At 41.6% G+C, this 25,709-nt stretch carries 25 protein-coding genes, 2 pseudogenes and 1 riboswitch; of the genes and pseudogenes, 4 read left to right on the forward strand and 23 right to left on the reverse strand.

Annotated elements, in window-relative coordinates:
* Positions 1 to 5: 5 nt before the first annotated feature.
* The 5 genes from O3626_RS02115 to O3626_RS02135 form a co-directional block, all read right to left on the reverse strand.
* Complete coding sequence (locus tag O3626_RS02115) at positions 6 to 1,271, reverse strand: F390 synthetase-related protein (protein ID WP_371494972.1); 1,266 nt, start codon at positions 1,269 to 1,271, stop codon at positions 6 to 8.
* Positions 1,237 to 2,064: an MBL fold metallo-hydrolase gene (locus tag O3626_RS02120; RefSeq protein ID WP_371494974.1), complete on the reverse strand. Its 828-nt coding sequence runs from the start codon at positions 2,062 to 2,064 to the stop codon at positions 1,237 to 1,239. The genes O3626_RS02115 and O3626_RS02120 overlap by 35 nt, the downstream gene beginning before the upstream one ends.
* Entirely contained in the window at positions 2,039 to 3,016 is a 978-nt protein-coding gene (locus O3626_RS02125; protein WP_371494976.1) for an NAD-dependent epimerase/dehydratase family protein, read from the reverse strand. The genes O3626_RS02120 and O3626_RS02125 overlap by 26 nt, the downstream gene beginning before the upstream one ends.
* Positions 3,013 to 4,290: a glycosyltransferase gene (locus tag O3626_RS02130; RefSeq protein WP_371494978.1), complete on the reverse strand. Its 1,278-nt coding sequence runs from the start codon at positions 4,288 to 4,290 to the stop codon at positions 3,013 to 3,015. Before O3626_RS02130 ends, O3626_RS02125 begins: the two co-directional genes overlap by 4 nt.
* A gap of 235 nt (positions 4,291 to 4,525) precedes the next feature.
* Positions 4,526 to 5,224 (reverse strand): GntR family transcriptional regulator, encoded by a 699-nt coding sequence (locus O3626_RS02135; protein WP_371494980.1) that lies wholly within the window; start codon positions 5,222 to 5,224, stop codon positions 4,526 to 4,528.
* A 128-nt stretch (positions 5,225 to 5,352) separates the two neighbouring features.
* On the opposite strand from O3626_RS02135, the gene guaA reads away from it, so the two are divergent.
* Positions 5,353 to 6,918 carry a glutamine-hydrolyzing GMP synthase gene (guaA, locus tag O3626_RS02140; protein WP_371494982.1) on the forward strand — a complete coding sequence of 522 codons (1,566 nt, stop codon included), beginning with the start codon at positions 5,353 to 5,355 and terminating at the stop codon, positions 6,916 to 6,918.
* A 203-nt stretch (positions 6,919 to 7,121) separates the two neighbouring features.
* Entirely contained in the window at positions 7,122 to 7,331 is a 210-nt protein-coding gene (locus tag O3626_RS02145; protein WP_006148878.1) for a hypothetical protein, read from the forward strand.
* 140 nt (positions 7,332 to 7,471) lie between these two features.
* On the opposite strand, the pseudogene O3626_RS02150 reads toward O3626_RS02145, so the two are convergent.
* Positions 7,472 to 8,111 (reverse strand): annotated as a pseudogene (locus tag O3626_RS02150) (LPXTG cell wall anchor domain-containing protein); the annotation flags it as partial.
* Between O3626_RS02150 and O3626_RS02155 the strand changes: the two are divergent.
* Positions 8,096 to 8,608: pseudogene (locus tag O3626_RS02155) on the forward strand (GMP synthase (glutamine-hydrolyzing)); the annotation flags it as partial. The pseudogenes O3626_RS02150 and O3626_RS02155 overlap by 16 nt on opposite strands.
* Before the next feature lie 157 nt (positions 8,609 to 8,765).
* Here the strand turns inward: O3626_RS02155 and O3626_RS02160 are convergent.
* The 11 genes from O3626_RS02160 to O3626_RS02210 form a co-directional block, all read right to left on the reverse strand.
* Positions 8,766 to 9,140, reverse strand: a complete 375-nt coding sequence (locus O3626_RS02160) for a DUF805 domain-containing protein (RefSeq protein WP_371494984.1) — start codon at positions 9,138 to 9,140, stop codon at positions 8,766 to 8,768.
* Between the two features lie 155 nt (positions 9,141 to 9,295).
* On the reverse strand, positions 9,296 to 10,306 hold the full coding sequence (locus tag O3626_RS02165) for a DUF1002 domain-containing protein (RefSeq protein ID WP_371494986.1): 1,011 nt from the start codon (positions 10,304 to 10,306) through the stop codon (positions 9,296 to 9,298).
* A gap of 168 nt (positions 10,307 to 10,474) precedes the next feature.
* Positions 10,475 to 11,269, reverse strand: coding sequence for an alpha/beta hydrolase (locus O3626_RS02170; RefSeq protein ID WP_371495112.1), 795 nt, complete (start codon positions 11,267 to 11,269; stop codon positions 10,475 to 10,477).
* A 356-nt stretch (positions 11,270 to 11,625) separates the two neighbouring features.
* Positions 11,626 to 12,228 carry a lysozyme family protein gene (locus O3626_RS02175; protein ID WP_003007284.1) on the reverse strand — a complete coding sequence of 201 codons (603 nt, stop codon included), beginning with the start codon at positions 12,226 to 12,228 and terminating at the stop codon, positions 11,626 to 11,628.
* A complete protein-coding gene (locus O3626_RS02180; protein WP_371494988.1) occupies positions 12,228 to 13,202 on the reverse strand; it encodes a nucleoid-associated protein in 975 nt (324 codons plus the stop codon). Before O3626_RS02180 ends, O3626_RS02175 begins: the two co-directional genes overlap by 1 nt.
* 8 nt (positions 13,203 to 13,210) lie before the next feature.
* On the reverse strand, positions 13,211 to 14,467 hold the full coding sequence (glyA, locus tag O3626_RS02185) for a serine hydroxymethyltransferase (protein ID WP_371494990.1): 1,257 nt from the start codon (positions 14,465 to 14,467) through the stop codon (positions 13,211 to 13,213).
* Positions 14,468 to 14,502: 35 nt separating this feature from the next.
* A complete protein-coding gene (locus O3626_RS02190) occupies positions 14,503 to 15,117 on the reverse strand; it encodes an L-threonylcarbamoyladenylate synthase (RefSeq protein ID WP_371494992.1) in 615 nt (204 codons plus the stop codon).
* Positions 15,104 to 15,940, reverse strand: a complete 837-nt coding sequence (prmC, locus tag O3626_RS02195) for a peptide chain release factor N(5)-glutamine methyltransferase (protein WP_371494994.1) — start codon at positions 15,938 to 15,940, stop codon at positions 15,104 to 15,106. Before prmC ends, O3626_RS02190 begins: the two co-directional genes overlap by 14 nt.
* The gene (prfA, locus tag O3626_RS02200) at positions 15,940 to 17,019 is read right to left on the reverse strand and encodes a peptide chain release factor 1 (RefSeq protein WP_003007273.1); all 1,080 of its coding nucleotides are present in this window, start codon (positions 17,017 to 17,019) and stop codon (positions 15,940 to 15,942) included. The genes prmC and prfA overlap by 1 nt, the downstream gene beginning before the upstream one ends.
* A gap of 9 nt (positions 17,020 to 17,028) precedes the next feature.
* Complete coding sequence (locus O3626_RS02205; protein ID WP_371494996.1) at positions 17,029 to 17,508, reverse strand: GNAT family N-acetyltransferase; 480 nt, start codon at positions 17,506 to 17,508, stop codon at positions 17,029 to 17,031.
* Between the two features lie 21 nt (positions 17,509 to 17,529).
* A complete protein-coding gene (locus tag O3626_RS02210; protein ID WP_049497936.1) occupies positions 17,530 to 18,114 on the reverse strand; it encodes a thymidine kinase in 585 nt (194 codons plus the stop codon).
* Positions 18,115 to 18,228: 114 nt separating this feature from the next.
* Between O3626_RS02210 and O3626_RS02215 the strand changes: the two genes are divergently transcribed.
* Positions 18,229 to 18,411, forward strand: coding sequence for a 4-oxalocrotonate tautomerase (locus O3626_RS02215; RefSeq protein WP_001117401.1), 183 nt, complete (start codon positions 18,229 to 18,231; stop codon positions 18,409 to 18,411).
* 59 nt (positions 18,412 to 18,470) lie between these two features.
* Here O3626_RS02215 and ilvD read toward each other — a convergent pair whose 3' ends face one another.
* From ilvD to O3626_RS02245, 6 genes are all read right to left on the reverse strand, one after another.
* Complete coding sequence (gene ilvD / locus O3626_RS02220) at positions 18,471 to 20,189, reverse strand: dihydroxy-acid dehydratase (protein ID WP_371494998.1); 1,719 nt, start codon at positions 20,187 to 20,189, stop codon at positions 18,471 to 18,473.
* Positions 20,190 to 20,315: 126 nt separating this feature from the next.
* On the reverse strand, positions 20,316 to 21,659 hold the full coding sequence (locus O3626_RS02225) for an MATE family efflux transporter (RefSeq protein ID WP_371495000.1): 1,344 nt from the start codon (positions 21,657 to 21,659) through the stop codon (positions 20,316 to 20,318).
* A 109-nt stretch (positions 21,660 to 21,768) separates the two neighbouring features.
* Positions 21,769 to 23,031, reverse strand: a complete 1,263-nt coding sequence (locus O3626_RS02230) for a nucleobase:cation symporter-2 family protein (protein WP_371495002.1) — start codon at positions 23,029 to 23,031, stop codon at positions 21,769 to 21,771.
* Positions 23,031 to 23,612: a xanthine phosphoribosyltransferase gene (locus O3626_RS02235; protein ID WP_155171812.1), complete on the reverse strand. Its 582-nt coding sequence runs from the start codon at positions 23,610 to 23,612 to the stop codon at positions 23,031 to 23,033. The genes O3626_RS02230 and O3626_RS02235 overlap by 1 nt, the downstream gene beginning before the upstream one ends.
* Before the next feature lie 90 nt (positions 23,613 to 23,702).
* A riboswitch (purine riboswitch) is annotated at positions 23,703 to 23,798 on the reverse strand.
* Positions 23,788 to 24,771: a GMP reductase gene (gene guaC, locus O3626_RS02240; RefSeq protein ID WP_049490864.1), complete on the reverse strand. Its 984-nt coding sequence runs from the start codon at positions 24,769 to 24,771 to the stop codon at positions 23,788 to 23,790. (Overlaps the previous riboswitch by 11 nt.)
* Before the next feature lie 181 nt (positions 24,772 to 24,952).
* On the reverse strand, positions 24,953 to 25,678 hold the full coding sequence (locus O3626_RS02245; RefSeq protein WP_371495005.1) for an alpha/beta fold hydrolase: 726 nt from the start codon (positions 25,676 to 25,678) through the stop codon (positions 24,953 to 24,955).
* Positions 25,679 to 25,709 lie beyond the last annotated feature (31 nt).

Genomic DNA, 25,709 nt, shown 5'->3' on the forward strand with positions numbered 1-25,709 from the left:
TCCTTTTATTGAAGTCGTTGAACACGTTTTAATTTACGTGTTGGGTCCCATTGGTAATCGATAAATTGAATACTTGGGAGGATGAATTGTTTTTGTTGAGCCAAGAGTTCAAATTGAGTAAAGATCGCTTTCTCAATAAAGTCGGAACGATGACTCAAGGCGATGGTAATAGATCCATCCGCCAGCTGAGTCACTTGATAGTCCTGAATATTTTCAACGAATAAAATGCACCGACGAATAAAATCTGGATAGATGGTTTGGCTGTTTCCATCAACTTTTTTGAAATAGAAGATATCGTCCGATCGTCCTTCGATTTTCGAGATTTGAGTAAAAACGGATCCACAAGGACAGGGAGACTTTTCTTCTACTAAAATATCATTGAGTCGGTAGCGATAGATGGGTTGACTCGTTCGTTTAAAATCAGTAATCATCGGATAAAAGCGGCGATCATCCAGATACTCTTTTTCGACATACAGAATATCTTCGTTGAGGTGAAGATTACCTTCTGAACAAGTACAAGCTAAAAACCCTTCTGTTGCTTGGTAGACCTGATCAACCTTTTCTAGTTGAAAGGCTTTGGCGATGGTCTGAGCATCTCTATCCTCTAGGATCTCTGCGACAGAGACAACCTTGACAGGGTGAAGAGCAAGTTGCTGATTAATGACATAGTTAGCTAACTCAATCAAGGTGGAAGCTGGTGCCACTACAATGGTTGGTTGATAGTTTTTGAGACGCTCTAAATGCTCCTTACTATCCTTGAAAATATCAAAATACTCTAATCGAATAAGGGACGAATTAATGGTTTGATAGAGTTTGTTATCAGCACGTAAGAAAAAAGCAATGCGATGACCAAATAGGTTTCCTTTTGGCAACATCTTAGCTAAGATTGCTGCAGCCCACATACTTCTTTCTTTTTCTGTGGTGACAAAGACCCCTCGGTGACCGGAGGTTCCAGAGGACAAGCCTACTGCTACTTCTCCATTCATTTCGGTAAAATCTCGTGTTTGTTCTCCACGTATGGCCATCTCTAATGCCTGATCTCGATCCACGCCCGGGGTATTAAGTTCATTGAAATGCGTCATCATGAAATTCTTATCCATAGTTCCAAAGGATTCAGGAGAATGGCTTTGAAAATAGGGTGAGTGAGAAGTGATAAAAGCATGGTAGCGAGCCAATTGCTTTTTTTGGTACTTTTCTAAGGTTTCCTTTGAACGGAATCGATGGCACCATCTCGTTTCAATAAAGGTTTTCAGAAAGACTGTTTTTTTCATTTAAAATCCTTTCAATCCGTTCTTGCGGGTCGTGGCTGACCACAACTTGAATGCCTTCTTGTAATAATTTCTCTAGCAAATCTGCCCCCTGGAGATAGGCCTTCTTATTGTCCTGTACAAAGGAAGGAATGAGACGCATTTTTCGTGTGTAAGGCAAGAGATCCACTCCCCAGCATAGATCTGCACCTATATAGAGTTTCAGCTCATCCATATAGAGACACCCCTGCCCTCTTGCATGCCCATCGATAGATGATACAAGAATACTCCCATCACCAAATAGGTCTGCAGTCGGGCGGTAAGGGAAAGCAGAATGCATTTGATCTGCTTTGAGACAAGTCACACGATCTTTGAAATCAGCTGGAAGAAACTCTTTAAAAATCAGATCTTTGAATTTCGGATTCTGGTACACTTCATAGACTTCCTGAGTTACAAAGAAATGAGCATTTGGAAAAAGTGCTGCTCCGCCGAGATGATCAGGGTGCAAATGCGAAAGAAACACATAGGAAATGGCTGCTGGATCAATTCCACGTTCTTGCAATAAGTAGTCAATCTGGTCTTCCTTTTTCATCTGCATAGGCGTTGCTAGACGGTACCAGAAATACCGTGCTTTTTTCTTGATCTCATAATGATAGCCAGTATCGTACAAAATATAGCCTTTTTCACAATGATGAATCAAAAAGACACCTGCTGGAAATTGCATTTTTTCATTCGGAATCCCTTTGAATAAGAGTCCAGAATGACTGCTACAAAAACCTGCTGGAAAATAATCAATGTGCTCGATCATGTTGGACATAGTTGTCAATCCCTTCTTCAATGGTCATTTTTGGATAGTAGCCAAGTTCGGTTTGGGCCTTTTGAACATCGAGGGTTTGGCTATAGCGAAGGAGATAATAGGTGTAGCGAGTCAAGGGGGGTTCAGCTTTTATATGAAACAATCGATACACCCCTTCAAGGCTGTACGCCACACCTGCTACTAGAGCTGCTGGAATGTTCCGATAGCGGATGGGTACTCCTAATCCTTTTAGTGTTGTTTCAATCAAATACTTAAAGGTCTTTGGTTCTCCATTTGTAATATTATAAACCTGTCCGTGTGCTTCTTTTGCTTCCAAAGCCAAACGAATGGCTAGGGCAACATTTTCCACACAGGTCATATCCATGAGCTGCTCTCCCCTTCGAATCAACGGAATCCCAATTTTTCGACTGAGGCGTAAAACCCGAGGCAAGATACTGGTATCTCCCACACCAAATAATCCTCTCGGACGCAAGATCATACTTGGCACATCTGGATAGTCAGAAAAAAGGTGTTCAGACGCCAATTTACTTCGGATGTAATTGTTGAGGTGGTTTTCTTTGGGAGCATCGCTTTCCTTAATATCCAATTGGTCTTTTCCAGCTGCGTAAATACTGGGAGAAGACACATAAACCAAGCGTTTTACTGCATATTCACGACTCAAGTCAAGGACATTTTGGGTGCCGATGACATTTGTCTGATAGAAATCTTTCCAAGGGCCCCAAGCAGTGGATAAGGCTCCTGCATGAACAACAGCATCAACAGACTGAAAAGCTTGTCTTAGCTCCTCAATAGAGCTCAAATCTCCTTTAACAAATTGGACGCGCTCATTTTCCAGAGCCTTCCCAACTTTTTCGTTTCGGCCAAAGGCTACAATGGAATAGTCGTGATCCAATAACTCCTCAATCACATATTTTCCAAGGAAGCCAGTCGCGCCTGTTACAAGAATTTTCATAGTTTTCCATCCGTTCCACGTCTTAATAATCGTTGAATTTCAAACTCTAAGGTATCCAACGGTTTGTAGGTTTTTGATAGTTTGTTTAGTCTCGCTAACTTTTCCCAAGATTCTTTTTCTAATAGGGCCTTAAAACCTGCTTGAATTTCTTCAGTGCGATTTCGATGAGCTTGAAAAGCAATCCCTGCTTCTACTCCTCGAATGGCATAATCAAATTGGTCATAATCATGCGGCAAGATTAAGGCTGGTTTCTTAAATTCGATGCACTGATAAAAGATTCCAGCCCCTCCATGGTGAATGACATAGTCCATTTGCGGTATGTATTCTTTGTAAGGGAGATAAGTTACGAGAGTCACATTTGAAGCTACTTCTTCTTCAGAAAATTCTTTTGCCCCGTCTCCTAGTGTGACAAAAAAGTGGCATTCTGGATGCTCTTTGGCTAACTGCTTGGTTTGATGGAGCAAATTTTCTTTTGCCCACGGCAACTGAGTCCCACAAGTCACGAGAACCTTCTTTTTGTCTTCATAAGAGCTTAGATCCAAAGGATAATCTTCTGCTTTTTCAAGAGAAGTCCCCAAAGGGCCAAGCCAAGCATATTGATGAGGGAAATGTGTTTTCAACTCCAGCTCCATCATACCAATTCCAAAGATGGCATAAGGAGAGTAAATAGTCTCCACTCCATTTTGATTGTACAACTTAAAATTGTAACGTTTTAAGCGTTTGCGTAAGAGGAAAGCCCCACAGTATTTTCCAATGCGCGTGAGTTTTCTACACAGCGCTTGGATCTTTTCTTCCTTCTTGGTTCGTGCAATTCCCATCCCTCCAAAGAAGCAAGGTGGACCATAAGGAGTTTCGATTGCAAATTGTGTTGCCATGGTGGTAATCCAAGGAATTTCTAACTGTTCTGCCACAAAGCCTGCTGATAGAGTGATAAAATCAGCAATCACAATATCTGGGCGATTGACGCGCCACTCCTCTAACAATTGATCCGATACATGATTAATCAAATCGAGACTCTTGGACAATTGCCGATAGGCTGAAAATAGATTGTGTTTTTTATCGTTATTAGCCGCACGTTCAAATTCTTCTACTTTGTCCTCTAGAATCGGAACGACAGTGAAGCCCAGACTTTCTGCAACGGCCTTTTTCTGAGGTCCTGTGAAAACCCGGATTTCCATAGTTGGATCATCCAATAAGGGTTTGACGAGATTTAAAGTTGGGTACAGATGCCCACTCAAGGGAACAGCTACCACATCAATTTTAATTTTTTTCATTTTTTTCCTGCCTTATATCTTTTTTAGATCTAAAACTAGCTTCTATCTATTAATTCGTAAAAAAAATCAAAAATTGAAGAAAAAATAAAAATTTTTTAAAATTTTTTTCAAATCTTTTTTTGACCATACTATCACTATTTAGAAAGAATGACTTCAACCTAAAAAAGCTCCCAAATGCCAAAGAGAGAGTCTCTCAAACATTTGAAGAGTTTTTTTATTACTGTGAATTGTGAGTTTAGTTGTTTTCCAAATAAAATTCGAACCGTTCGCCGACATACTGACTTTTTACATACTCAAAAGCCGTCCCATCTTCAAAATAGGAAACCTGTGTCAGACCTAAAATAGCCTGCCCTTTTGAAATCTGTAAGTAGTTCGCAATCTTATCTTTGGCCAATCGCGCATAGATGGTCTGGTGCGACTTTCCAATCTTATAACCATGACGCTCCAAAGTTTGGAAGAAATGGCTAGTAACCTCTTCGCGATTGAAATTTTTTATAAATTTCTCTGGAATGGAAGCCACTTCATAAACGACAGGGATCCCATCCGCATATCGGACCCGCTCCATCCGAATGATGGTGTCTGTCTTATCGATACCTAATTTATCCACTTCTTGGAGACTAGGAATGGTTTTACGGTAAGAAATCACTTGACTAGAAGGTTCCTTACCTTGCGATTTCATAATCTCAGTAAAACTGGTCGTTCCGCGCATTTTTTCTTGGACGCGCGTGCTAGTGATAAAGGTACCACTTCCTACCCGTCTTTCAAGTACTCCTTCTTCGACCAGAAGGGTAATGGCCTGCCTAAGAGTCATCCGACTCACCTGAAATTTTTCAGCTAGATCGCGTTCACTGGGAAGCCGCTCTCCAATTTTCCATATTTTTTGATCAATCTCAGATTTAATCTGATCATGAATTTGAATGTAAGCTGGAATCATAACCTTGCTCTTTCTCTGTGTTACTTCTATTGTAGCGTAAAATTCCTAATTCTTCAATCAGAGATTGGTAAAGACAAGGCATTTGTGTTAGAATAGAGGAAAGTAAATTTCTATAAGAAGGGGATAAGATGACAAACCTATCAACTGATTTGCATGATGTTGAAAAGATCATCGTGCTTGACTACGGTAGCCAGTACAATCAGCTTATTTCACGTCGAATTCGTGAAATTGGTGTCTTTTCGGAATTGAAGAGCCACAAAATTACTGCAGCTGAAGTTCGTGAAATCAATCCAGTTGGGATCGTTCTTTCAGGCGGACCAAACTCAGTATACGAGGAAGGGTCTTTTGATATCGATCCTGAAATTTTCGAACTCGGTATTCCAATCCTTGGAATCTGTTACGGAATGCAGCTATTGACTCACAAGCTTGGAGGAAAGGTTGTACCCGCAGGGGACGCTGGTAACCGTGAGTATGGTCAATCTGAGCTTGGCTTGACGGAGTCTTCTGCTCTCTTCGCAGGCACACCAGACAAACAATTGGTCTTGATGAGCCATGGAGATGCTGTTACAGAAATTCCGGCTGACTTTATCCGCACTGGTACTTCTGCTGACTGTCCATTTGCATCGATTGAAAATCCTGATAAAAAAATCTACGGAATCCAATTCCACCCTGAAGTTCGTCACTCTGTTCACGGTTATGACATCTTGCGTAACTTTGCCTTGAATATCTGTGGTGCCAAAGGTGACTGGACTATGGATAACTTCATCGAGATGCAAATCAAACAAATCCGCGAAAAAGTTGGAGACAAACGTGTCCTTCTTGGACTTTCAGGTGGGGTAGACTCTTCTGTTGTTGGCGTTCTCCTTCAAAAAGCTATCGGAGATCAATTGATCTGTATCTTTGTAGACCATGGTCTTCTCCGTAAAGGGGAAGCTGATCAAGTTATGGATATGCTTGGTGGTAAGTTTGGGTTGAACATTGTCAAAGCTGACGCTGCTAAACGCTTCTTGGATAAATTGGCAGGTGTATCTGACCCTGAACAAAAACGGAAGATTATCGGTAACGAGTTTGTTTATGTCTTTGATGACGAAGCAAGCAAACTGACAGACGTGAAATTCCTTGCACAAGGAACACTCTATACAGACGTCATTGAGTCAGGTACGGATACTGCTCAAACTATCAAGTCTCACCACAACGTGGGTGGTCTTCCAGAAGATATGCAGTTTGAACTGATCGAGCCGCTCAACACTCTTTACAAGGATGAAGTTCGTGCTCTTGGAACTGAACTTGGTATGCCAGACCACATCGTATGGCGCCAACCATTCCCAGGTCCAGGTCTTGCGATCCGTGTCATGGGTGAAATCACTGAAGAGAAACTTGAAACTGTTCGTGAGTCAGATGCTATCCTTCGTGAAGAAATTGCTAAAGCAGGTCTTGATCGCGATATCTGGCAATATTTCACTGTTAACACTGGCGTTCGTTCAGTAGGTGTTATGGGGGATGGTCGTACTTACGACTATACCATCGCTATCCGTGCTATCACTTCGATCGATGGAATGACAGCTGACTTCGCTAAGATTCCTTGGGAAGTTCTCCAAAAAATCTCAGTCCGTATCGTAAACGAAGTTGACCACGTTAACCGTATCGTCTATGATATCACAAGTAAACCACCTGCAACCGTTGAGTGGGAATAGAGTAAGTTATTCAAAAAAACGCTTGAAATCAATGATTTCAGCGTTTTTATTTTCATGTTAGTACCAAAACTCATAATCAAAAAACACCTGATAAAAGCCTATATAACTCTAATTCAGGTCTTTTATTTTTATTGATTTATCTTTTGTTCTTTTCTTTTATTTATAGTATACTGACATTAAAAGTATATTGTAGGAGAATTTAAATGAAAGATTTTTTTGCAGGATTTGGTGAATTAAACCTTGTTACTTATCTGATATACGTGTGCATTGGCCTCGCTCCTCTCTTTCATATCTTTATTATCGGATCAGAAGTGAGTCCTGGAAAGTTTGTTTTAACCATCTTGGGTATCGTTTACGTTATCGTTTTAACGATTGCTAAAATTTATAGAAAATTTTTCTGGAAATCATCGTAAAGAAACATAAAAATCCCATCAGAATATTTGAACCACACCTACTTTAGTCTAATTCTAACAGCTCTCATATTATAAGAAAAAAACACCTGATAAAAGCCAATATAGCTCTACTTCAGGTGTTTTGTTTTTATTAATTTATCTTACTGTTCTTTTGATTTTCTAGCGCTTGTAGCCAATCCAAAACCTGCGAGCATAATACCTAGACCCAAAAGAGTTTGGTTACTAGAATCATTGCTTCCTGTTTCAGGAAGTTTAGCCGGTTCTGGTTTGTAAGCAGTAGGTGCTGGTTTAGGAGTTTCTTTCTGCTCCAAAACTGGCACAGTTGTACGACGTTCCAAGTAGAATTGGTAGCTGTCTTTTGTTACCTTGTACTGACGTCCCTCACTGACTGTTTCCACAATCCATGAAGCTGCATCCTTAGTTAAAGAGTCAGCCAAGTTACGATCAATATCCATTAAACGTCTCTCAGACACAAAATCTTTATAGTTTCGTTGATTATACAAGGTTGTCGCTACGATTCTATCAATACCAGCTTTTTTCAGAGTTGTTAATGTCTCAGCGATAGATGGAATTGACGGATCTTCTTTCATCCTAGCATCTGTTAACAACACCACAAACTTTTTATTTTTTGGTGACTTAGACCAGTCATAAGTAGAAACAATCTTTGTGAGAGCAGGAGTTGCTGTTTCAGGAGAATCTCCCCCATGTGCAATCTTAATTTTTTTCTAAAGCTTTTTCAAGTTCAACTGGGTTTGTTGTAAAATAAGTCTCATCACAACGTGGGTGGACTTCCAGAAGATATGCAGTTTGAATTGATCGAACCACTCAACACTCTTTACAAGGATGAGGTTCGTGCCCTCGGTACCGAGCTTGGTATGCCAGACCACATCGTATGGCGTCAGCCATTCCCAGGACCAGGTCTTGCCATCCGTGTTATGGGGGAAATCACTGAAGAAAAACTCGAAACTGTTCGTGAATCAGACGCTATCCTTCGTGAAGAAATCGCTAAAGCTGGTCTTGACCGCGATATTTGGCAATACTTCACTGTTAACACTGGCGTTCGTTCAGTAGGTGTTATGGGTGACGGTCGTACTTACGACTACACTATCGCTATCCGCGCTATCACTTCTATCGATGGAATGACAGCTGACTTCGCTAAGATCCCTTGGGAAGTCCTACAAAAAATCTCTGTGCGCATCGTAAACGAAGTTTACCACGTTAACCGTATCGTCTATGATATCACAAGTAAACCACCTGCAACTGTAGAGTGGGAATAAAAAAAAAGGTCCGGGGGACCTTTTCTTCACGAGCTTTAAAATAATAGAGCGAGTTAAAGGTCCGGCGGACCTTGATTCAGGAGCTTTAAAATAATAGAGCCATAACATATATATAAAAGATCTTGAAATGATTATGATTTCAAGATCTTTTATTAACTTAATCAGGTTCTACTTCCTTATCTCGATTTGTTGGTAGGATCATAAAAAGAAGCATGAAAAACCAACCTACGTATGGAATAAGTCCTACAAGAAGATATAACCAGTGCAATCCTGCATCTCTTAGGCGCCGAACTGAAAGGGTTAATGAAGGTAGGAAAATTATAAGTCCAAATACAGAATAAAGTGGGCGTAACGAAAAAATCATTTGATAAGCAGACACATCATTAGGATCGATTTGAAGTTGAATTAAAGCGTAAAACAATGGCATTGTAATAAGCAAATGTATGAAGTGTGGCCACCAGTATTCTGATACGGTTGAGTAACCGGTAAACTCTGCATAGCCTTCCCAAAATTTTTTATAAGCTTTTAACATAACTCCTCCTTTAATTTGTTTTTCAAAGTATACTATGTTTTTAAATTCTTTGCAACTCTTCTTTGCTACGAAGCAACTATTTTCAAAAAAACTTCAAGCAACTAAACACAAAAAAAGCACTCTGACTTCTTGTCAGCAGTGCGTTTGTGCTATGTTTATCCAACCAAACCACTAAAGAATTTGACAATGGCATCCCAGATGGCTCCGAAGAAGCCGGCAATGGCATTCCATGCGTTTGTGAAGAAGTTTCCACTATCTTTTAAAATGGCATTTGTATCAAAATTGAGATTGATATTGTTAAAGGTATCACCTGCCTTGTCTACGATACTATTTTTCAAATCCGTCAATGTTTTGGTAAAGTTTTTACTACTGATAACACTACTCTTTGAGAGATTCACTGCGAAATTCACGATCAAATTGATCTGGTTACCTGTCACAGTTGTATCTAGCTTATAATTTTTGAGCGTTTCTTCGACAATCTTTCGAATATCATCCTTGCTCAAATCCTGATTGTTCTGTTTGGCATTGGCTACTGCTGTTTTAATGTCGGTCAAAGCGACGTTTAACTTATCTGCATCGAAGTTTTTCTTGCCAGCGTTTTCTTCGTTGATTCCGGATAGAGTCTTTAACTCTTCTTGAGCCAGATCTTTGCTTTCTTGAGAAACTTTGGCGCCATTTTTCTCAAGCGAGTAATAGATACCAGCTAAGGCACTTTCACCTGTTACTTGGACAGGAGATGCTACTGTAATTTGAGCATGCTCCAATCCAAGTGTAACGGCTGCATTACGATACATATCTGCGGTAACCTTGGTGATGTTTTGAGGCGTTACGATATTCACTTCTAGAGCCTTATTCTTACCTAATTTTTGAATTTTAACGGAGGAATAGAGTTCTAGACTATCATCGTTCGCAACGTTCATAATCGAAGAGTAAACCTCTGGTGTCATGGTCTTCCACTCTTCTTTGTCTTTTGAACTATCGTAGTTCAGCAAACTCAAGGTTTGCTCAATTTGACTTTGGTCTAGAGAATAACCCAAAACATAGTCTGGTTTGACATAAGTTTCATCAATGACTTTCTGGACATTAGTATCTGCAGAAACATGTGGAATTCCACTAAAGAGGGCAACTGTCGACGCTACAAATAAAGCAATTTTTCTTAATTTCATTTTTCTCTTCTTTCTATCTCATATCCACGCTGAGTAGATTTTATCGACTATTTCACCTGACTAGAGATGAAAAAAAGAAGCCAATAAAAGAGTTATTCACTTCAATGTTTATTATATCGTTTCTTTCTTAAAACTAGCTTACAGTTTTTTTAAGAATGCATGACATTTTTATTTTCCCCAAAGAAACTGAATCAACAGCTTATCTACTATTGGATTTTCATGAAGTTGGCTATGCTGGGCACCTTTGCCATCAATCTTTTCTTCACGGTAGCTTTTTGCGCGCTCTACTACTAGGTAGCGAAGGGCTTTCGAAGAAACGTTGAGAACCGATCCATCCGTCTCTCCACCGATATCACCATAGATATTCAGTACATCGATCTGATTTTCTGGATAGACTTCCCGAAGAGCTAAAAGCTGTTGGTACTGCTCATTCATTGCGGAGGGTTTACCAGTTTGCGTATCTAGAACCAAACCTTGTGGTAAATTCATCCCTTCGAGTCCAGCGACATGGTTGGCAATAGAGACCTGCTTGACAATTTTTGGCAAATTCTCATCACTTCCATGTTCCAGAAGATAATATAAGACGGACATATTTCCCATAGAATGAGCGACGACGTTCATCTCTTTAAAATGGTAGGTATCTTGAAGTTTTTTAACTACCTGATAGGCATAATTGCTGATGACTTTTGGATCGGGCGTGCGATTGTTTTGGTATTCCACTTTGATAATTGGATTGACCGCACCTTTGGGAATGTTCCCTGTCAGCTTTACTTGTCCATCGGTAGACACGTTTGCAGTGATGACGGTTTGTGTCACCCCTGCTTTTTTTGCTGCATCTGTCATGTGTTTTTCTGCATTGGCACTCGATCCATAACCATGAAAAAATAAGGTAGGACGACTACTTTGTAGGTAATTCGTGTGGTCCAGCTGCGTTTTTTGTTGATACTTCCCAAAAAATGCGATACATAGGAGAATCAACCCCAAAAGCAGCCCGTAGAATGATTTTCTATTCAATAGGAACTCCTCAAGATATTTTAAAACTAACTAGTATTTTATCATAGCTATTCAATGATTTCAAAATACTAGGATTAAAAAGTCAGAATACACAAAAAGATTTATAGATTATAAGAGAGGCTAGGATAAAAGTCCTAGCCTCTCAATTGTCTTTGGATTGTCGAGCAAGACGCAGTGGTTGAGTGGGCTCTACTACGCTGATTTCATCAGCTGTTACAGCCCTACTAAACTGTGCGGAGGTGGGACGACGAAATCGAATTCTAACGAATGACCGATTTCTGTCCTACTCTCTCTGAATTGATTGATTAAAACCATGAAAATAACTTCATAATCGTCATATTGGTTTCTACTAAACGGGAATAATAAATATTGCCACCATTAATGTAGAGTTCCATCCCATTTAAAAGAGAGATAGGGTGGAGGTAAAGATAAGTCTCACCGGTTACATTGCCAAGACTCGGAGCTACTACATCTCGCGAATAAGCGCGTGCCAACTCTAGGGAATTTGTCCCACCGTGTTTAGCCACATAATCAATGTAGTCTTTTCCGAAATTATAGGCTTGAACCGCAGTCCAGCTATCGACCCCTTTTTTCTTAGCTTCTTTTAATTCGTCGGAGAGGGTCTGAATGCCTTGGCGAATACTGGCCTTATTATCACTAATGGTATTGGTCTCACCACTTGCACTCTCACTAGCCTGCATGACATCGTCCTCTCGACCTTTGGTCTCTGTATAGATCATAGCCAGAATGAGGTTTTCATTGGCTGTGGTATCCTCCTCAGCAAGGACTTCTCTAACCAGAGAGCGATACTGCATGACTTGTTTGACATCATGGTGGATCTGGATCCCCTTGTAGATTCCAAATATAAGTAAGATGAATAAGAAGATCTTCACTATGCGTTTAATCATTATTTACTCTGTATATCCTCAATGTTTTTGATCAGAATAGAATAGGTCCCGTTCTCGTTTAGAATAAATTCAACAGATTCTGCATCTTCATAGACATTATTCGGAACGATCAGTTCAATTCCATTTGACAATGACAATTTCTGATTTTCAAACTTCTTCAACTGGCGAGATGCATCAATTTCTTCAAAAGTGACAGGTTCAGGTACAGCTTCTTTGACTTGGTCAATAAAACTGAGGCGGGCTGTCAGATTGTTATCGAAGAGATCATCTGCTAATTTCTCTGGAGAGAGTTTATTTTCTTCCTCGATATGATTGAAAATAGCTGATTTAACCTTTGATTGAAATTGAAAATCATCTGTATTAAAGCTTTCCGCAATTTTCTGGGCTGTTTTTTCTAGTGCCTTGATCGATTTTTTAGGTGAAATCTTAGGTTGCTCCTGGAGAAGATTCTCAGAGAAATAGTTCAAAAACGCTCCATTGTACTTGATTCGTTTTTCGATCAAATGGTATTTGCGGTTTTGAAGATTAATGACCAAGGCCTCATCAGCACCAGTCCCAAAGCCAGGTAGATTGTTTTGCGTCAACTTAATCGGATTATCCACTTCACCGCCAAGATGGGTCAAGGTTTCTCGTAAAGCGATTCGAAGAAAGGCAAAATGGTCCACCCCTTCTTTCGAGAATTGGATAAACACCAAATCGTTGGTCTTTTGATTCTCAGAGACGACAAATTCTTCTTTCCAGCGATTGGCTACGGCTACTGAAGTTTCTAGGAAATCATCCGTGATCATCTCAAGGAATGGATTGTCTTCCTCAAAAATGCCGGTCTTGGCCTCATCGGAATAGACACGCTCAATCTTTCTGCGCAAGTATTCCTCAATTTTAGGAGTGATATTGAGGTATTTATCTGCCAGATAGAGATCGGTATCATCTGGGCTGAATTGATGAATGATAGCTTTCTTTACGTAAATGTCCATAAGATGGTTTAGTCCTTGTAAAGTGGGAAGGCATCTGTCAAGGCTTTAACTTGGTTCCGCACTTCTTCTAATACAGCTGGGTTCTCTGCGTTTTTCAAGGTTTTGATCATCAGTTCAGCCACTGTACGGCTTTCCTCTACTCCAAAACCACGAGCGGTGATGGCTGCTGCCCCAATCCGGATTCCACTTGTCTTGAATGGTGATAAAGTTTCGTAAGGAATGGAGTTCTTGTTGAGAGTAATGTTGACTTCATCTAACAAATTTTGCGCCACTTTCCCATTTTCAACGACTTTCGTCACATCGACAAGGAAAAGGTGGTTCTCAGTTCCGCCTGAAATAACACGGAAATCAGGATCTTGCAAGAAGACATCAGCCATAGCCTGACTGTTCTTAATCACGTTAGTGGCATACTCTTTAAAGGCAGGATCAAGCGCTTCTTTAAAAGCAACGGCTTTAGCTGCAACGACATGCTCTAGTGGTCCTCCTTGAATACCAGGGAAGATGGCAGAGTTAATTTTCTTAGCTAACTCCTCGTCATTAGTCAAGATCAAGCCACCACGAGGACCACGAAGGGTCTTGTGAGTGGTTGTTGTCGTGATATGGGCATAAGGCACTGGACTTGGGTGAAGACCTGCTGCAACTAGACCAGCAATATGGGCCATATCAACCATGAGCTTGGCTCCTACTGCATCTGCAATTTCACGGAATTTTGAGAAATCAATAATGTGAGAGTAGGCTGAAGCACCAGCAACGATGAGTTTTGGTTTGACTTCTTGGGCTTGTTTTAAGATGGCGTCAAAATCTAAGAGTTCTGTTTCCGGATCTACACTATAGGACACAAAGTTATAAGTTTGACCAGAGAAACTCACAGAAGCTCCGTGCGTCAAATGCCCACCGGCAGCCAGATCCATCCCCATAACAGTGTCTCCAGGCTCAATCAAAGCCATATAGGCAGCACAGTTGGCCTGACTACCTGAGTGGGGTTGAACATTGGAAAACTTAGCCCCAAAAATTTCCTTAGCACGTTCGATGGCCAGGCTTTCGACGACATCTACGACATCAGTCCCACCATAGTAACGATGACCCGGATAGCCTTCTGCGTATTTATTGGTCAGGATAGACCCTTGTGCTGCCATAACCGCCTTAGAGACGACATTTTCAGAAGCAATCAACTCGATATTGTTTTGTTGGCGTTCCTCTTCTTTAGCGATCGCATTCCATAGGTCTGCATCATAGGCTTTGTAATCTTCTTTATCAAAAATCATAGGTCTACTCCTTATTAAATAATTTTTTATATACATTATGACAGAGGAAGGTCATCTTCCTCAAAAGAAAGCTCGGGCACTTGTGCAAGCAAGTCAGCTTTCGTAATCGAACCTTGTCGTAAAATCCTTGCTTTGGCCCCAGAGATATCTAGGATAGTTGAATCTTGGCCAGTAAGGAAAGCATCGTCCTCAAAGCCAGGAATTACCTGATCAAATTCTTTTACAATAGCTTCATACTTTGTTCCGCTAGCATGTCCAGATAGATTTGCAGAAGGACCAACTAAAGGACCATATTTACGAATTAATTCCAAAGTATTTGGATGGGCTGGCATTCGAAAACCAACTGTATCCATCCCAGAATGAATCCAGTCAGGCACCTTTTCATTTGCTTGAAGAATAATAGTTAAAGGACCGGGTAAAAATGAATCAATCAGTTTTGTTAGATAGCTAGGTTGGTTTTTCGAATAAATTCGAATATCTTCTTCGTCTGCTACATTCAAGTTCAGGGCTTTCTCTCTAGGCCTACGTTTTAATTCGTAAATATAATCAACTGCCTCTTGATCCAAAGCTTTAGCGAAAATACCATAGACTGTTTCAGTTGGCAGAATAACCGCACGGCCTGCTTCTAATTCTTTCTCAATGTGATCCATTGTCTACTACTACCATTCTATCTTGTCCAAATTGGTCTTTCAAAACTCGAACTTGTTTGTTGGGAAATGCCTCTTGAAAAAGCTCTTTTACCTTGCTTCCTTGCTTATAGCCAATTTCTAGGTAAATCTTTCCATCTGGTGTTAAAACACTTGGTGCTTGCTGGGCAATCTTTTCGTAGATGGCATATCCATCATGGTCTGCAAAGAGAGCTAAGTGGGGTTCAGAGGCTAAAACATTGGCTCCAACCTCTTCTACATCATCCCGGGAGATATAGGGAGGGTTGGACACAATCAGGTCATAGGGACCTGCTAGCTGCTCCAAAACATCTGACGACTTAAATTCAAGGAAAGCTTCTAACTGCTTGGCATTTTTTTGAGCCAGGGCTAAAGCCTCTTCTAAGACATCGCTAGCTTGAACCTGCCAGGTAGGTCTAGCAAGGGCTAAGCTAATAGCGATAGCACCACTTCCTGTACCAATATCCAGAACTCGTAAGGCTTTCTCATCGTTTTCTTCAAGAATAAGAGTGACCAATTCTTCCGTTTCAGGTCGTGGAATCAGCACGCGTTCATCCACTGTAAAAACATGGCCACAGAATTCTGCACTACCAATAATATACTGGGCAGGGACGTGATGTTTCAACTGTTCAAAAATGGAATCAAGCAAGGCCTGATCCTCTACTTCCACTTCTTTTTGCAAGGCCAGGACAAAGTCTGTAAAGGTCCAGTTTTTTAAAGCTCGATACGCGAAGGAGAGGCTTTCTGCTTCCTCTCCAACGGCTATTAATTCTTCTTCATACTGGGCTAATAATGGTCCCAACAACATTATTTATTCAACTCTTCTAATTTTTGAGTTTGATCATACAAGACCAAAGCATCGACCACTTCATCTAATTTACCAGATAAGATGGTGTCCAATTTTTGAAGGGTCAAGCCAATCCGGTGATCGGTCACACGGTTTTGAGGGAAGTTGTAAGTCCGGATCCGCTCTGAACGGTCACCAGTCCCAATAGTAGACTTCCGCTCAGCGTCTTGCTCGTCTTGGGCAATCTGAGCAAAGTGGTCAGCCACACGCGCACGGATGATCTTCATGGCTTTTTCGCGGTTCTTCTGTTGGGTCCGTTCTTCTTGCATCTCGACCTTGATATTGGTTGGCAAGTGGACGATACGAACGGCTGTTGCGACCTTGTTGACGTTCTGTCCACCCGCACCAGATGCGTGGTAGATATCAATCCGTAGGTCTTTTGGATCAATGTCGTACTCGACTTCTTCGATTTCTGGCATAACTAGAACTGTAGCAGTCGAAGTATGGACACGACCTTGGCTTTCTGTCACAGGAACCCGTTGTACCCGGTGGGCTCCAGATTCATACTTGAGTTTCGAGTAGACTGATTGCCCAGAGACCATGGCTACGACTTCTTTGATCCCGCCAACGCCATTATAGGAAGCTTCCATGACTTCAAAGCGCCAGCCTTGGCTTTCCGCGTATTTTTGGTACATCTGCAAGAGGTCACCAGCAAATAACTGGGCTTCGTCTCCTCCTGCTGCTCCACGGATTTCCAAGATAATGTTCTTGTCATCGTTTGGATCTTTTGGAAGAAGTAAGATCTTCAATTTTTCTTCGTACTCTTCTTTTTCAGCCTTAGCATCTTTTAGCTCTTGCTTGGCCATTTCTTCCAAGTCCGCATCGCCGCCTGCTTCCTTAATCATTTCCTCAGCGTCAACAATGTTTTGAAGGACTTGCTTGTACTCACGGTAGGCTGTCACCGTATCACGCGTGGAAGCTTCTTCTTTTGAAAGCTCCATAAAGCGTTTGGTATCAGAGACCACATCTGGGTCACTCAGTAATTCTCCTAACTCTTCGTATCGGTCTTCTACAGCTTGTAGTTGATCATAGATATTCATGTTTGCTCCTTAATTCTTGGTTGTTAGATCATAGATTGCTACAATTTCGTTTTCTATGGCTTCGCCAGTTTCTTTAAATCCATAATGGAGATAGCAAGATCTCGCTTGATTATTTTCCGGTTCATAAGATAACCAAAGACTTGTTGCTTTTCCAGCTGGCTCTGTTCGAACAAAGTCAATGACTGCATCCATAGTCGGTTTAAAATAGCCTAAACCTTGAAATCGTTTATCGATCATAAAACGAAATAACAAGTAGTTCCCCTTGCTGATCCCAATTTTCTGATCATAGGCAATCATAACAAAACCAACTAATACTTCCTTATCATAAACTGCTAAGGGAGCTATAAAATCACCATTTTTATCATATACATAGGCTTCAGCTAAGCTAATGGAATTGGATGCAATAAAATTCCTTTGGTTTAGATGAACTTCTAGATTTAAAACGTCAAAATAATTCGATATTGTAATTTCTTTTAAACAAATAGACATTATTATCCTCTCTAAAACGTTCTAGACGCTTTCAGTTGGTATGTCTGGATTAAAATAATGCTTACGGCAAACGGAGATATAGGTCTCGTGTCCACCGATCTGGATCTGCTCTCCATCATAGACAGGTTTACCCGCTTGGGTACGCAAGACCATGGTCGCCTTGCGGGAACAGTATTGGCAGATGGTTTTGATCTCCTCGATCTTGTCGGCTAACAAGAGGAGGTGTTTGGAACCTTCAAAGAGTTCATTTCGGAAATCATTTTTGAGGCCAAAAGCCATGACCGGCACATCCAGTTCATCCACGACTCTTGCCAAGTCGTAGACATGGTGTCGTTTCAAAAACTGAGCTTCATCGATTAAGACACAGTAAGGTTTGATTACTTGGTTTTTAATAAAGCCAAAAATATCCGTATCGTCTTCAATCGCAACGGCTTCGCGTTTCATACCGATTCGACTAGAAACCACTCCTACTCCATCTCGTGTATCGATTGCCGAGGTCATGATGACGACGCTCTTGCCTTGCTCTTCATAATTATGGGCCACCTTCAAGATCTCAATGGTTTTCCCCGAGTTCATGGTCCCATATTTATAATATAATTGTGCCATTTTCCTTTTGTTCTCTCTAAAATGTGTTTCATTATCATTTTACCATAATTTTGCTAAGCTTTGTATCCCAAAATGTGATAAAATAGTCCTATAAAAAATTTAGGAGGTGGCCATATGCCATTTGTACGAATTGACCTATTTGAAGGACGCACCTTGGAACAAAAGAAAGCCTTGGCCAAGGAAGTAACCGAAGCTGTTGTCCGCAATACTGGTGCTCCTCAGTCAGCTGTTCACGTCATCATTAACGATATGCCTGAAGGAACCTACTTCCCTCAAGGTGAAATGCGCACCAAATAATGGTTCCACTAAAAAAGCCTTTCTTGCTTGTGATATCACATAGCAGGAAAGGTTTTTTCTTATTTTTCTTGGACTTGACGTTCTGCTTTCCGTTCTTCGAATTCTTCGTCACTCATCAAGGTTCCGCCGACATTGGCTGATTTGGCAAAGGCTGTATAGCGACGCAACCAACCGCTGGAGATTTTTGATTTGAAAGGTTTCAAGTGTTTGCGACGTTCTGCAAGAGTTGCATCATCGACAAGTAGATCAAGGGTACGATTTGGAAGATCAATCACGATTTCGTCCCCATCTTCGATTAGGGCGATATTTCCACCTTCTGCTGCTTCTGGAGAAACGTGACCAATAGCAATCCCACGAGTAGCTCCTGAGAAACGACCATCCGTAATCAGTGCCACATCCTTACCAAGACCGCGTCCGACAATCTTAGAGGTTGGCGCTAGCATCTCTGGCATACCAGGTCCACCTTGAGGACCCTCGTAACGAATGACAACAACATGTCCCTTCTTGACTGTTCCATTGTCAATCAACTCAAGGGCTTGATCTTGTGAGTCGCAACAAATAGCTTTACCACGGAAAGTGGTCACAGACGGATCGACTCCACCGACCTTGATAACAGCTCCATCCTGAGCAATATTTCCGTAAAGGATCGACAAACCACCTACCGGTGAAATAGGATGTTCGATTGGATGGATAATTTCTTCATTTTTGATTTCAGCACCAGCTACGTTTTCTTTCAAGGTTTTACCAGTAACCGTAATACGATCACCCTTAATGGCACCTTTTTTGATCAACTGATTGATAATGGCTGGAACACCACCAGCTTCATGCACATCATGCATAGTGTAGACACTTGAAGGTGCAATTTTAGAGAGATAAGGTGTCTTCTTGGCAATTTCGTTGATATCTTTGAGATCATAGTCAATCCCCGCCTCACGCGCAATAGCCAGTGTATGAAGCACAGTATTGGTAGAACCACCCATGGCCATATCGAGCGCAAAAGCATCGTCGATGGCTTCTTTGGTCACAATATCCCGTGGACGGATATCCTTTTTAATATTCTCTACCAATTGTTTGGCCGCTTGGCGAACCAATTCCCGCCTTTCATCTGAAACAGCTAGGATGGTACCATTTCCAGGAAGAGCAAGACCTAATACTTCCATCAAACAGTTCATGGAATTGGCAGTAAACATACCAGAGCAAGAGCCACAAGTTGGGCAGGCATTTTTTTCCAAGAAATCCAGCTCATCCATGCCCATATCACCAGCTTGATAAGTACCTACAGCTTCAAACAAACTTGAGAGAGTCGCCTGATGCCCCGTCATGTCAACGCCACCCTTCATAGGTCCACCAGAACAAAATACGGCAGGCACATTGGTCCGCATGGCTGCCAAAATCATACCTGGTGTAATCTTATCACAGTTGGGAATATAGAAAACACCATCAAACCAGTGGGCATTAATGACTGTTTCAGCAGCATCTGCGATCAACTCACGAGATGGCAAACTATAACGCATCCCGATATGCCCCATAGCGATTCCGTCATCGACACCGATGGTATTAAATTCAAAAGGAATCCCACCAGCCTCGCGAATAGCTTCCTTGGCAACATCTGCTAATTCACGCAGGTGAACATGTCCTGGAACGATATCAATATAGGAGTTACAAATGGCAATAAAGGGCTTTTGCATATCCTTTGCTGATTTTACTTGCCCTGTTGCATAAAGGAGACCACGCGCTGGTGCTCGGTCGATCCCCATTTTGATCATATCACTTCTCATCTTGTTCTCCTTCTAGTTCTTCATTTCTACCTCCTAATCTTACCACTTTGACATCGATTGTCAAGAACTTTCAGAAAATTTATAATATTCACGGTACATAAAAAGCCTGGTTTCCCAGACTTCATTCTAGTTTGTTTGCTTTTTTTCGATTTGCCAGAGCCGAAGCTGGTAACAAATTCCACTTACGACAAGGCTAGAAATAAGACCTATCCAATAAGCATAGGGACCCAAGTTGGTCACATGATCAAGGAAAATCCCTAGCGGGATTGAGATACACCAATAACTAAAGACACCTAATAAGAATGGAACAGTTGTATCCTTATAACCCCGCAAAATCCCTTGCAGGGGTGCTGCAAAAGTATCAGCTACTTGGAAAAAGAGGCTATAGGTCATAAAAATCGCTGTTTGTTGCACAAAGACTGGATCCTTGCCATATAGCCCTGCTAGTTGGAAGCGGAATGTATAGAGAAAGACCAGGGTGACAATGGCAAAGCCAAAGGCTGTCAGTCGTCCCAAACGGCAATATTGTTTGACCACTTCTGGTCTTCCTGCTCCCAGTTCGTAAGATACGATAATCGCCATGGTACTGGAGATACTAACAGGGAAAGCATACATCAGGGTCGAAAAATTCATAGCCGATTGGTGGCTAGCAATGGTCAGTGATGGGAATTTTGCCATTAACAAACCAACCAGCGAGAAGATAATGACTTCTGCAAAAACAATTCCACCGATTGGAAGCCCAAGTCGCAATACTTCTTTCATCCCTTTAAAATCATAAGGTTGGGGCTTCCACAATTGGAAAGGTGCTACCTTAGGGTGTTTGCACAAGATCAAAACCGCAATAACCAACAAGACCCAGTAGGCCAGAGAGGTTCCAAGACCTGCTCCTGCTCCCCCCATCTCGGGAAAACCAAATGCCCCATAGATCAGGATATAGTTAAAACAAGCATTGAGAGGCAAAAGCAAGAGCATCAAGTACATCGATAGACGCGTCATTCCCAAGGTATCGAGGAAGGTACGCACGATACTAAAGAGCAACAAAGGTAAGATTCCCAGAGAAAGAAAATATAAATAGTGAATGGCTATTTGGGCAACAACATTTTCTAAACCGATCTGCTTGAGAATCATGGGCGCAATCCCCCAAACAAAGCCTATTAAGAGAATGGCCATACCAAATGACATATAGAGGAATTGGTAAAAGTCGCCAGCAATCCGTCCTTTATTTCCCTTGCCTAAATGATGCCCAACAATCGGCGTCAGCGCAGAGACAATCCCGGTCAGGAAAGTAAAAAATGGATTCCACAGACTGGTAGCTGTAGAAACACCGGCCAAATCAAGGGTCCGGTACTGACCAGTCATGGCTGTATCGATAAAGCTGGCTGAATAATTGGCCAATTGGTAGATTAAAATCGGTAAAAATAGACTCAAAAACAAGCGCAAGCGCTCTTTAAAGTGATAGGTTACATACATGATTCTAACTCTCTTCTCATCAAATAAGATTTTCTCCTCTTCCACTCTACTATATGTTTCCTTAAAAGTCAAAAAACCGAAGATCCAAGGACCTCCGGTTCATCTGTAATTAGTGTTTATTGCGGTTTAAAACAGCATTGAGAACGATCGCCAAGACACTGGCAACGACAATTCCGTTCGCAAAGAACATTTGGAATCCTGTTGGAAGGCCATTGAAAAGGGTGCTGTTGTTCAAACCAACCCCTGCAGCAATCGATACCGCTGCAATGAGGAAATTGTGCTCATTGTGTTCAAAATCAACACGCGCAAGAATCTGCATCCCTTGAATCGATACAAAACCGAACATAACAAGCATAGCGCCACCAAGGACTGGGCTTGGGATGATTTGTGCTAAAGCTCCAAACTTAGGAAGGAGACCAAGAAGAACAAGGAAACCAGCGGCATAGTAGATTGGCAAGCGAGTCTTGATACCAGACAATTTCACCAAGCCAACGTTTTGTGAGAATCCAGTGTAAGGGAAGGTGTTGAAGATACCACCGAGGAGAACGGCCAACCCTTCAGCACGGTAACCATTGCGAAGGCGCGTGCTATTAATTGGATCTTTGGTAATATCAGAAAGAGCAAGATAGACACCTGTTGATTCCACCATAGAAACTGTTGCGATGATACACATCATTAAGATGGAGGTGATTTCAAACTTAGGAGCTCCAAAGAAGAATGGCGTTGGAACGTGAATCACTGGTGCTTGCGATACAGGTGTGAAATCCACCAAGCCCATAGAAGCCGCAATGGCAGTCCCTGCGATCAAACCAATCAAAATTGAAATGGATTTAATAAAACCAGTCGTATAGATATTAACAACTAAAATGATGAGAATGGTCACCACAGCCAAGATCAAGCTTTGAACGGTTGGTTTTGGCGCATTATTTCCCATATTTCCAATCGCTACTGGAATCAAAGTTAAACCAATGGTGGTAATAACCGATCCCGTTACAATTGATGGGAAGAGATTGGCAATCTTAGAGAAGAAACCTGAGACAAGGATGACATAAATCCCTGAGACAATCAAGGCACCAAACATGGCACCACTACCATGGCTAGCCCCGATCATGCTGAGAGGTGCCACAGACTGGAAGGCAACCCCAAGGACTACCGGAAGACCGATCCCAAAGTATTTATTGAGCTGCACTTGAAGGAAAGTTGCGACCCCACACATGAAGATATCTGTAGAGATGAGATAGGTTAGTTGATGAGCATTATAGCCCAAAGCTCCTGCGATCATGATCGGCACCAAAATAGATCCCGAATACATGGCCAAAAGGTGTTGCAAGCCTAAAATAGCCGCCTGTGAATGGCTTTCTTGTTTTTGCATTAGATGTCTGCCTCCTTAAATACAACCTGACCATTTTCAAAACGGTCCAAACGTGCGAGGGATACAACTGGATATCCCAACTCTTCTAACAATCCCCGTCCATCTTGGAAGGATTTTTCAATCACGATCCCAATCGCTTCGACTTGAGCCCCGGCTTGTTCAATGATTTGAATCAATCCTTTGGCTGCTTGCCCATTTGCAAGGAAATCGTCAATGATCAAAACCTTATCTGATGGATCCAAAAATTTACCTGCAATCGAAACGGTGCTGGTCACTTGCTTGGTAAAGGAATAAACCTCAGCCGTCAAGATGCCCTCATTCATCGTGATGTTTTTCGCCTTCTTAGCAAAGATCATGGGAACATCCAAGGCTTCAGCTACATAAAGGGCTGGTGCAATCCCAGATGCTTCAATGGTCACAACTTTCGTCACGCCAGCATCTTTGAACCGTTCCGCAAAAGTCTGACCAATTTCTTTCATCAATTTAAAATCCACTTGGTGGGTCAAAAAGGAGTCCACCTTGAGGATATTCTCACCTAAAACATTGCCATCTTTTAAGATGCGCTCTTCAAGTAATTTCATACTTCCTCCTACTTTTTTAAAAAATCCTCTACCCATTCACAAAACACAAAAAGGCCTGCTAAGCAAGCCTTGAAATCTCTCTAGAAAGAGAAATAATCCCGACTTACTTATTGTTAGGTGTTCCGGCACCTTGTAGAAACATCACGCCCATTCGTGAAATAAATAAGTAATTCAATTAGTGTGCATCGCCATTCCAGATAGAATTCTTAACGATCACATAGTCAACATGTTTCAAATCTGCTAATTTTCGGCCTCCTGCATAAGAGATCGAACTTTGCAAATCTTGTTCCATTTCTGTCAAGGTATCTTGCAAATGACCCTTGGCAGGCAATAAAATCTTCTTACCTTCGACGTTCTTATAAGCGCCTTTTTGGTACTCGGAAGCAGATCCATAGTATTCTTTGAAAGACTCTCCATCAATCTCTACTGTTTTACCAGGACTTTCGATATGGCCTGCAAAGAGAGAACCAATCATGACCATAGATGCCCCGAAACGAATCGATTTGGCAATATCACCATGGGTCCGAATACCACCGTCCGCAATGATTGGCTTACGCGCTGCTTTTGAGCACCAGCGAAGAGCAGCCAATTGCCAACCACCTGTACCAAATCCAGTCTTCACTTTGGTGATACATACCTTACCAGGGCCGATTCCGACCTTAGTCGCATCAGCTCCCGCATTTTCCAATTCACGAACAGCTTCAGGTGTTCCAACATTTCCAGCAATGACAAAGGTATCCGGTAATTCTTTCTTGATGTGTTGGATCATCCGAATGACACTATCCGCATGACCGTGTGCGATATCAATAGTGATGTACTCAGGCGCATCTGCCTTTAATTGACTCACAAAGTCGTATTCGTATTCCTTAACACCGACCGAAATGGAAGCGATTAAACCTTGCTCATGCATGCGTTTGACAAAAGGAATCCGTCCCGCTTCATCAAAGCGGTGCATGATGTAGAAGTATCCACCACGCGCCAACTGCTCTGCTACATTCTCATCCAAGATCGTCTGCATATTAGCTGGAACAACTGGTAGTTTGAAGGTATGTTTTCCAAATTGAACAGTTGTATCTGCTTCAGATCGACTATTGATGATACATTTGTTGGGGATCAACTGAATATCTTCATAGTCAAAAATAGGAAATTCATTTAACATAGATTGAAAAATCTCTTTTCTAAAAACTGACCTACCTATGCGCAAGCGCATCGCTACGTCTCTTGACGTTTCCTTGATAGATTATACCAAAGATACGGACTTAATGCAACGGGAATGATTTTATAGGAAACAACGTTCGGAAATTACAAAATAAAACCTGTTTCAAAAAGAGAAACAGGTTTTATTTATGAACATTTTGGAGCCAATTGTTGATTTCTCTAGCTACAATTTCTGGTGCCTCTGTATACAGTTCGTGCCCCAAACCATCTAGCAAGACTTGCTCGATCTGGGGATCTAGTTGCTTCAGAGCTTCTTTTCTCCATTCAGGCTCTTCTTGGTATCGAGGCCCGATAAATAGGACAGGCTTGTCTGCAACTGAAATCTGGTTAGCTTTGATCTGACGCCGTAGACGCAATAAGGCCAAGACCTTTTCTAGATCCAGATTTAATTCATATTGTTCACTCGCTGGATTCCAGCGATAGCTAGCCTCTACCGCTTTTCGCGCTATAGGAGTAGGATCTGCTCCATCACCAAGTTCGGATAACACAGCTTCTTCTAAAGTCGCAAAAACTTGCTGCTTCATGAAAGACGCCGTTCCTTCTAGTTCTTCTTCAAGAGGCAGGATCTTTTCCATATCCAGATAACCCCCATCCAGGAGAATCAGAGCTCGAATCTGAGGAAACTCGGCAGCCAGATAACGAGCCAAATCTCCACCCAAGGAATGCCCCAATAAACAGATCTCTTCCGCCTGGCCAATCTGACCTTGAAACCAATCACGAAGATCGTTTTCTGTCTGAATCATTTCCCTATAGGGATCTAGAAAGGTCACAGGAAAGCCTAGCTCATCAATAAGTGGAGCCAGATGGTAGCTATTGCTACCGAGGCCACCAATAAAATAATACTGCATGTGTTTTGTCCTAACTGTTAAAATTCTAAAA

This window comes from Streptococcus sp. 20925_1_77, assembly GCF_041432125.1.
GTDB lineage: Bacteria > Bacillota > Bacilli > Lactobacillales > Streptococcaceae > Streptococcus.

What these genes read in the sequence shown, in the direction of transcription:
- O3626_RS02115 (WP_371494972.1), bottom strand. Translation starts at nt 1,271, where the DNA reads ATGAAAAAAACAGTCTTTCTGAAAACCTTTATTGAAACGAGATGGTGC.
- O3626_RS02225 (WP_371495000.1), bottom strand. Translation starts at nt 21,659, where the DNA reads ATGTATGTAACCTATCACTTTAAAGAGCGCTTGCGCTTGTTTTTGAGT.
- prmC (WP_371494994.1), bottom strand. Translation starts at nt 15,940, where the DNA reads ATGTTGTTGGGACCATTATTAGCCCAGTATGAAGAAGAATTAATAGCC.
- O3626_RS02160 (WP_371494984.1), bottom strand. Translation starts at nt 9,140, where the DNA reads ATGTTAAAAGCTTATAAAAAATTTTGGGAAGGCTATGCAGAGTTTACC.
- O3626_RS02125 (WP_371494976.1), bottom strand. Translation starts at nt 3,016, where the DNA reads ATGAAAATTCTTGTAACAGGCGCGACTGGCTTCCTTGGAAAATATGTG.
- O3626_RS02165 (WP_371494986.1), bottom strand. Translation starts at nt 10,306, where the DNA reads ATGAAATTAAGAAAAATTGCTTTATTTGTAGCGTCGACAGTTGCCCTC.
- O3626_RS02235 (WP_155171812.1), bottom strand. Translation starts at nt 23,612, where the DNA reads ATGAAATTACTTGAAGAGCGCATCTTAAAAGATGGCAATGTTTTAGGT.
- O3626_RS02190 (WP_371494992.1), bottom strand. Translation starts at nt 15,117, where the DNA reads ATGGATCACATTGAGAAAGAATTAGAAGCAGGCCGTGCGGTTATTCTG.
- glyA (WP_371494990.1), bottom strand. Translation starts at nt 14,467, where the DNA reads ATGATTTTTGATAAAGAAGATTACAAAGCCTATGATGCAGACCTATGG.
- O3626_RS02215 (WP_001117401.1), top strand. Translation starts at nt 18,229, where the DNA reads ATGCCATTTGTACGAATTGACCTATTTGAAGGACGCACCTTGGAACAA.
- O3626_RS02210 (WP_049497936.1), bottom strand. Translation starts at nt 18,114, where the DNA reads ATGGCACAATTATATTATAAATATGGGACCATGAACTCGGGGAAAACC.
- ilvD (WP_371494998.1), bottom strand. Translation starts at nt 20,189, where the DNA reads ATGAGAAGTGATATGATCAAAATGGGGATCGACCGAGCACCAGCGCGT.
- O3626_RS02135 (WP_371494980.1), bottom strand. Translation starts at nt 5,224, where the DNA reads ATGATTCCAGCTTACATTCAAATTCATGATCAGATTAAATCTGAGATT.
- O3626_RS02180 (WP_371494988.1), bottom strand. Translation starts at nt 13,202, where the DNA reads ATGGACATTTACGTAAAGAAAGCTATCATTCATCAATTCAGCCCAGAT.
- O3626_RS02120 (WP_371494974.1), bottom strand. Translation starts at nt 2,064, where the DNA reads ATGTCCAACATGATCGAGCACATTGATTATTTTCCAGCAGGTTTTTGT.
- O3626_RS02175 (WP_003007284.1), bottom strand. Translation starts at nt 12,228, where the DNA reads ATGATTAAACGCATAGTGAAGATCTTCTTATTCATCTTACTTATATTT.
- guaC (WP_049490864.1), bottom strand. Translation starts at nt 24,771, where the DNA reads ATGTTAAATGAATTTCCTATTTTTGACTATGAAGATATTCAGTTGATC.
- O3626_RS02145 (WP_006148878.1), top strand. Translation starts at nt 7,122, where the DNA reads ATGAAAGATTTTTTTGCAGGATTTGGTGAATTAAACCTTGTTACTTAT.
- guaA (WP_371494982.1), top strand. Translation starts at nt 5,353, where the DNA reads ATGACAAACCTATCAACTGATTTGCATGATGTTGAAAAGATCATCGTG.
- O3626_RS02130 (WP_371494978.1), bottom strand. Translation starts at nt 4,290, where the DNA reads ATGAAAAAAATTAAAATTGATGTGGTAGCTGTTCCCTTGAGTGGGCAT.
- O3626_RS02245 (WP_371495005.1), bottom strand. Translation starts at nt 25,678, where the DNA reads ATGCAGTATTATTTTATTGGTGGCCTCGGTAGCAATAGCTACCATCTG.
- prfA (WP_003007273.1), bottom strand. Translation starts at nt 17,019, where the DNA reads ATGAATATCTATGATCAACTACAAGCTGTAGAAGACCGATACGAAGAG.
- O3626_RS02230 (WP_371495002.1), bottom strand. Translation starts at nt 23,031, where the DNA reads ATGCAAAAACAAGAAAGCCATTCACAGGCGGCTATTTTAGGCTTGCAA.
- O3626_RS02205 (WP_371494996.1), bottom strand. Translation starts at nt 17,508, where the DNA reads ATGTCTATTTGTTTAAAAGAAATTACAATATCGAATTATTTTGACGTT.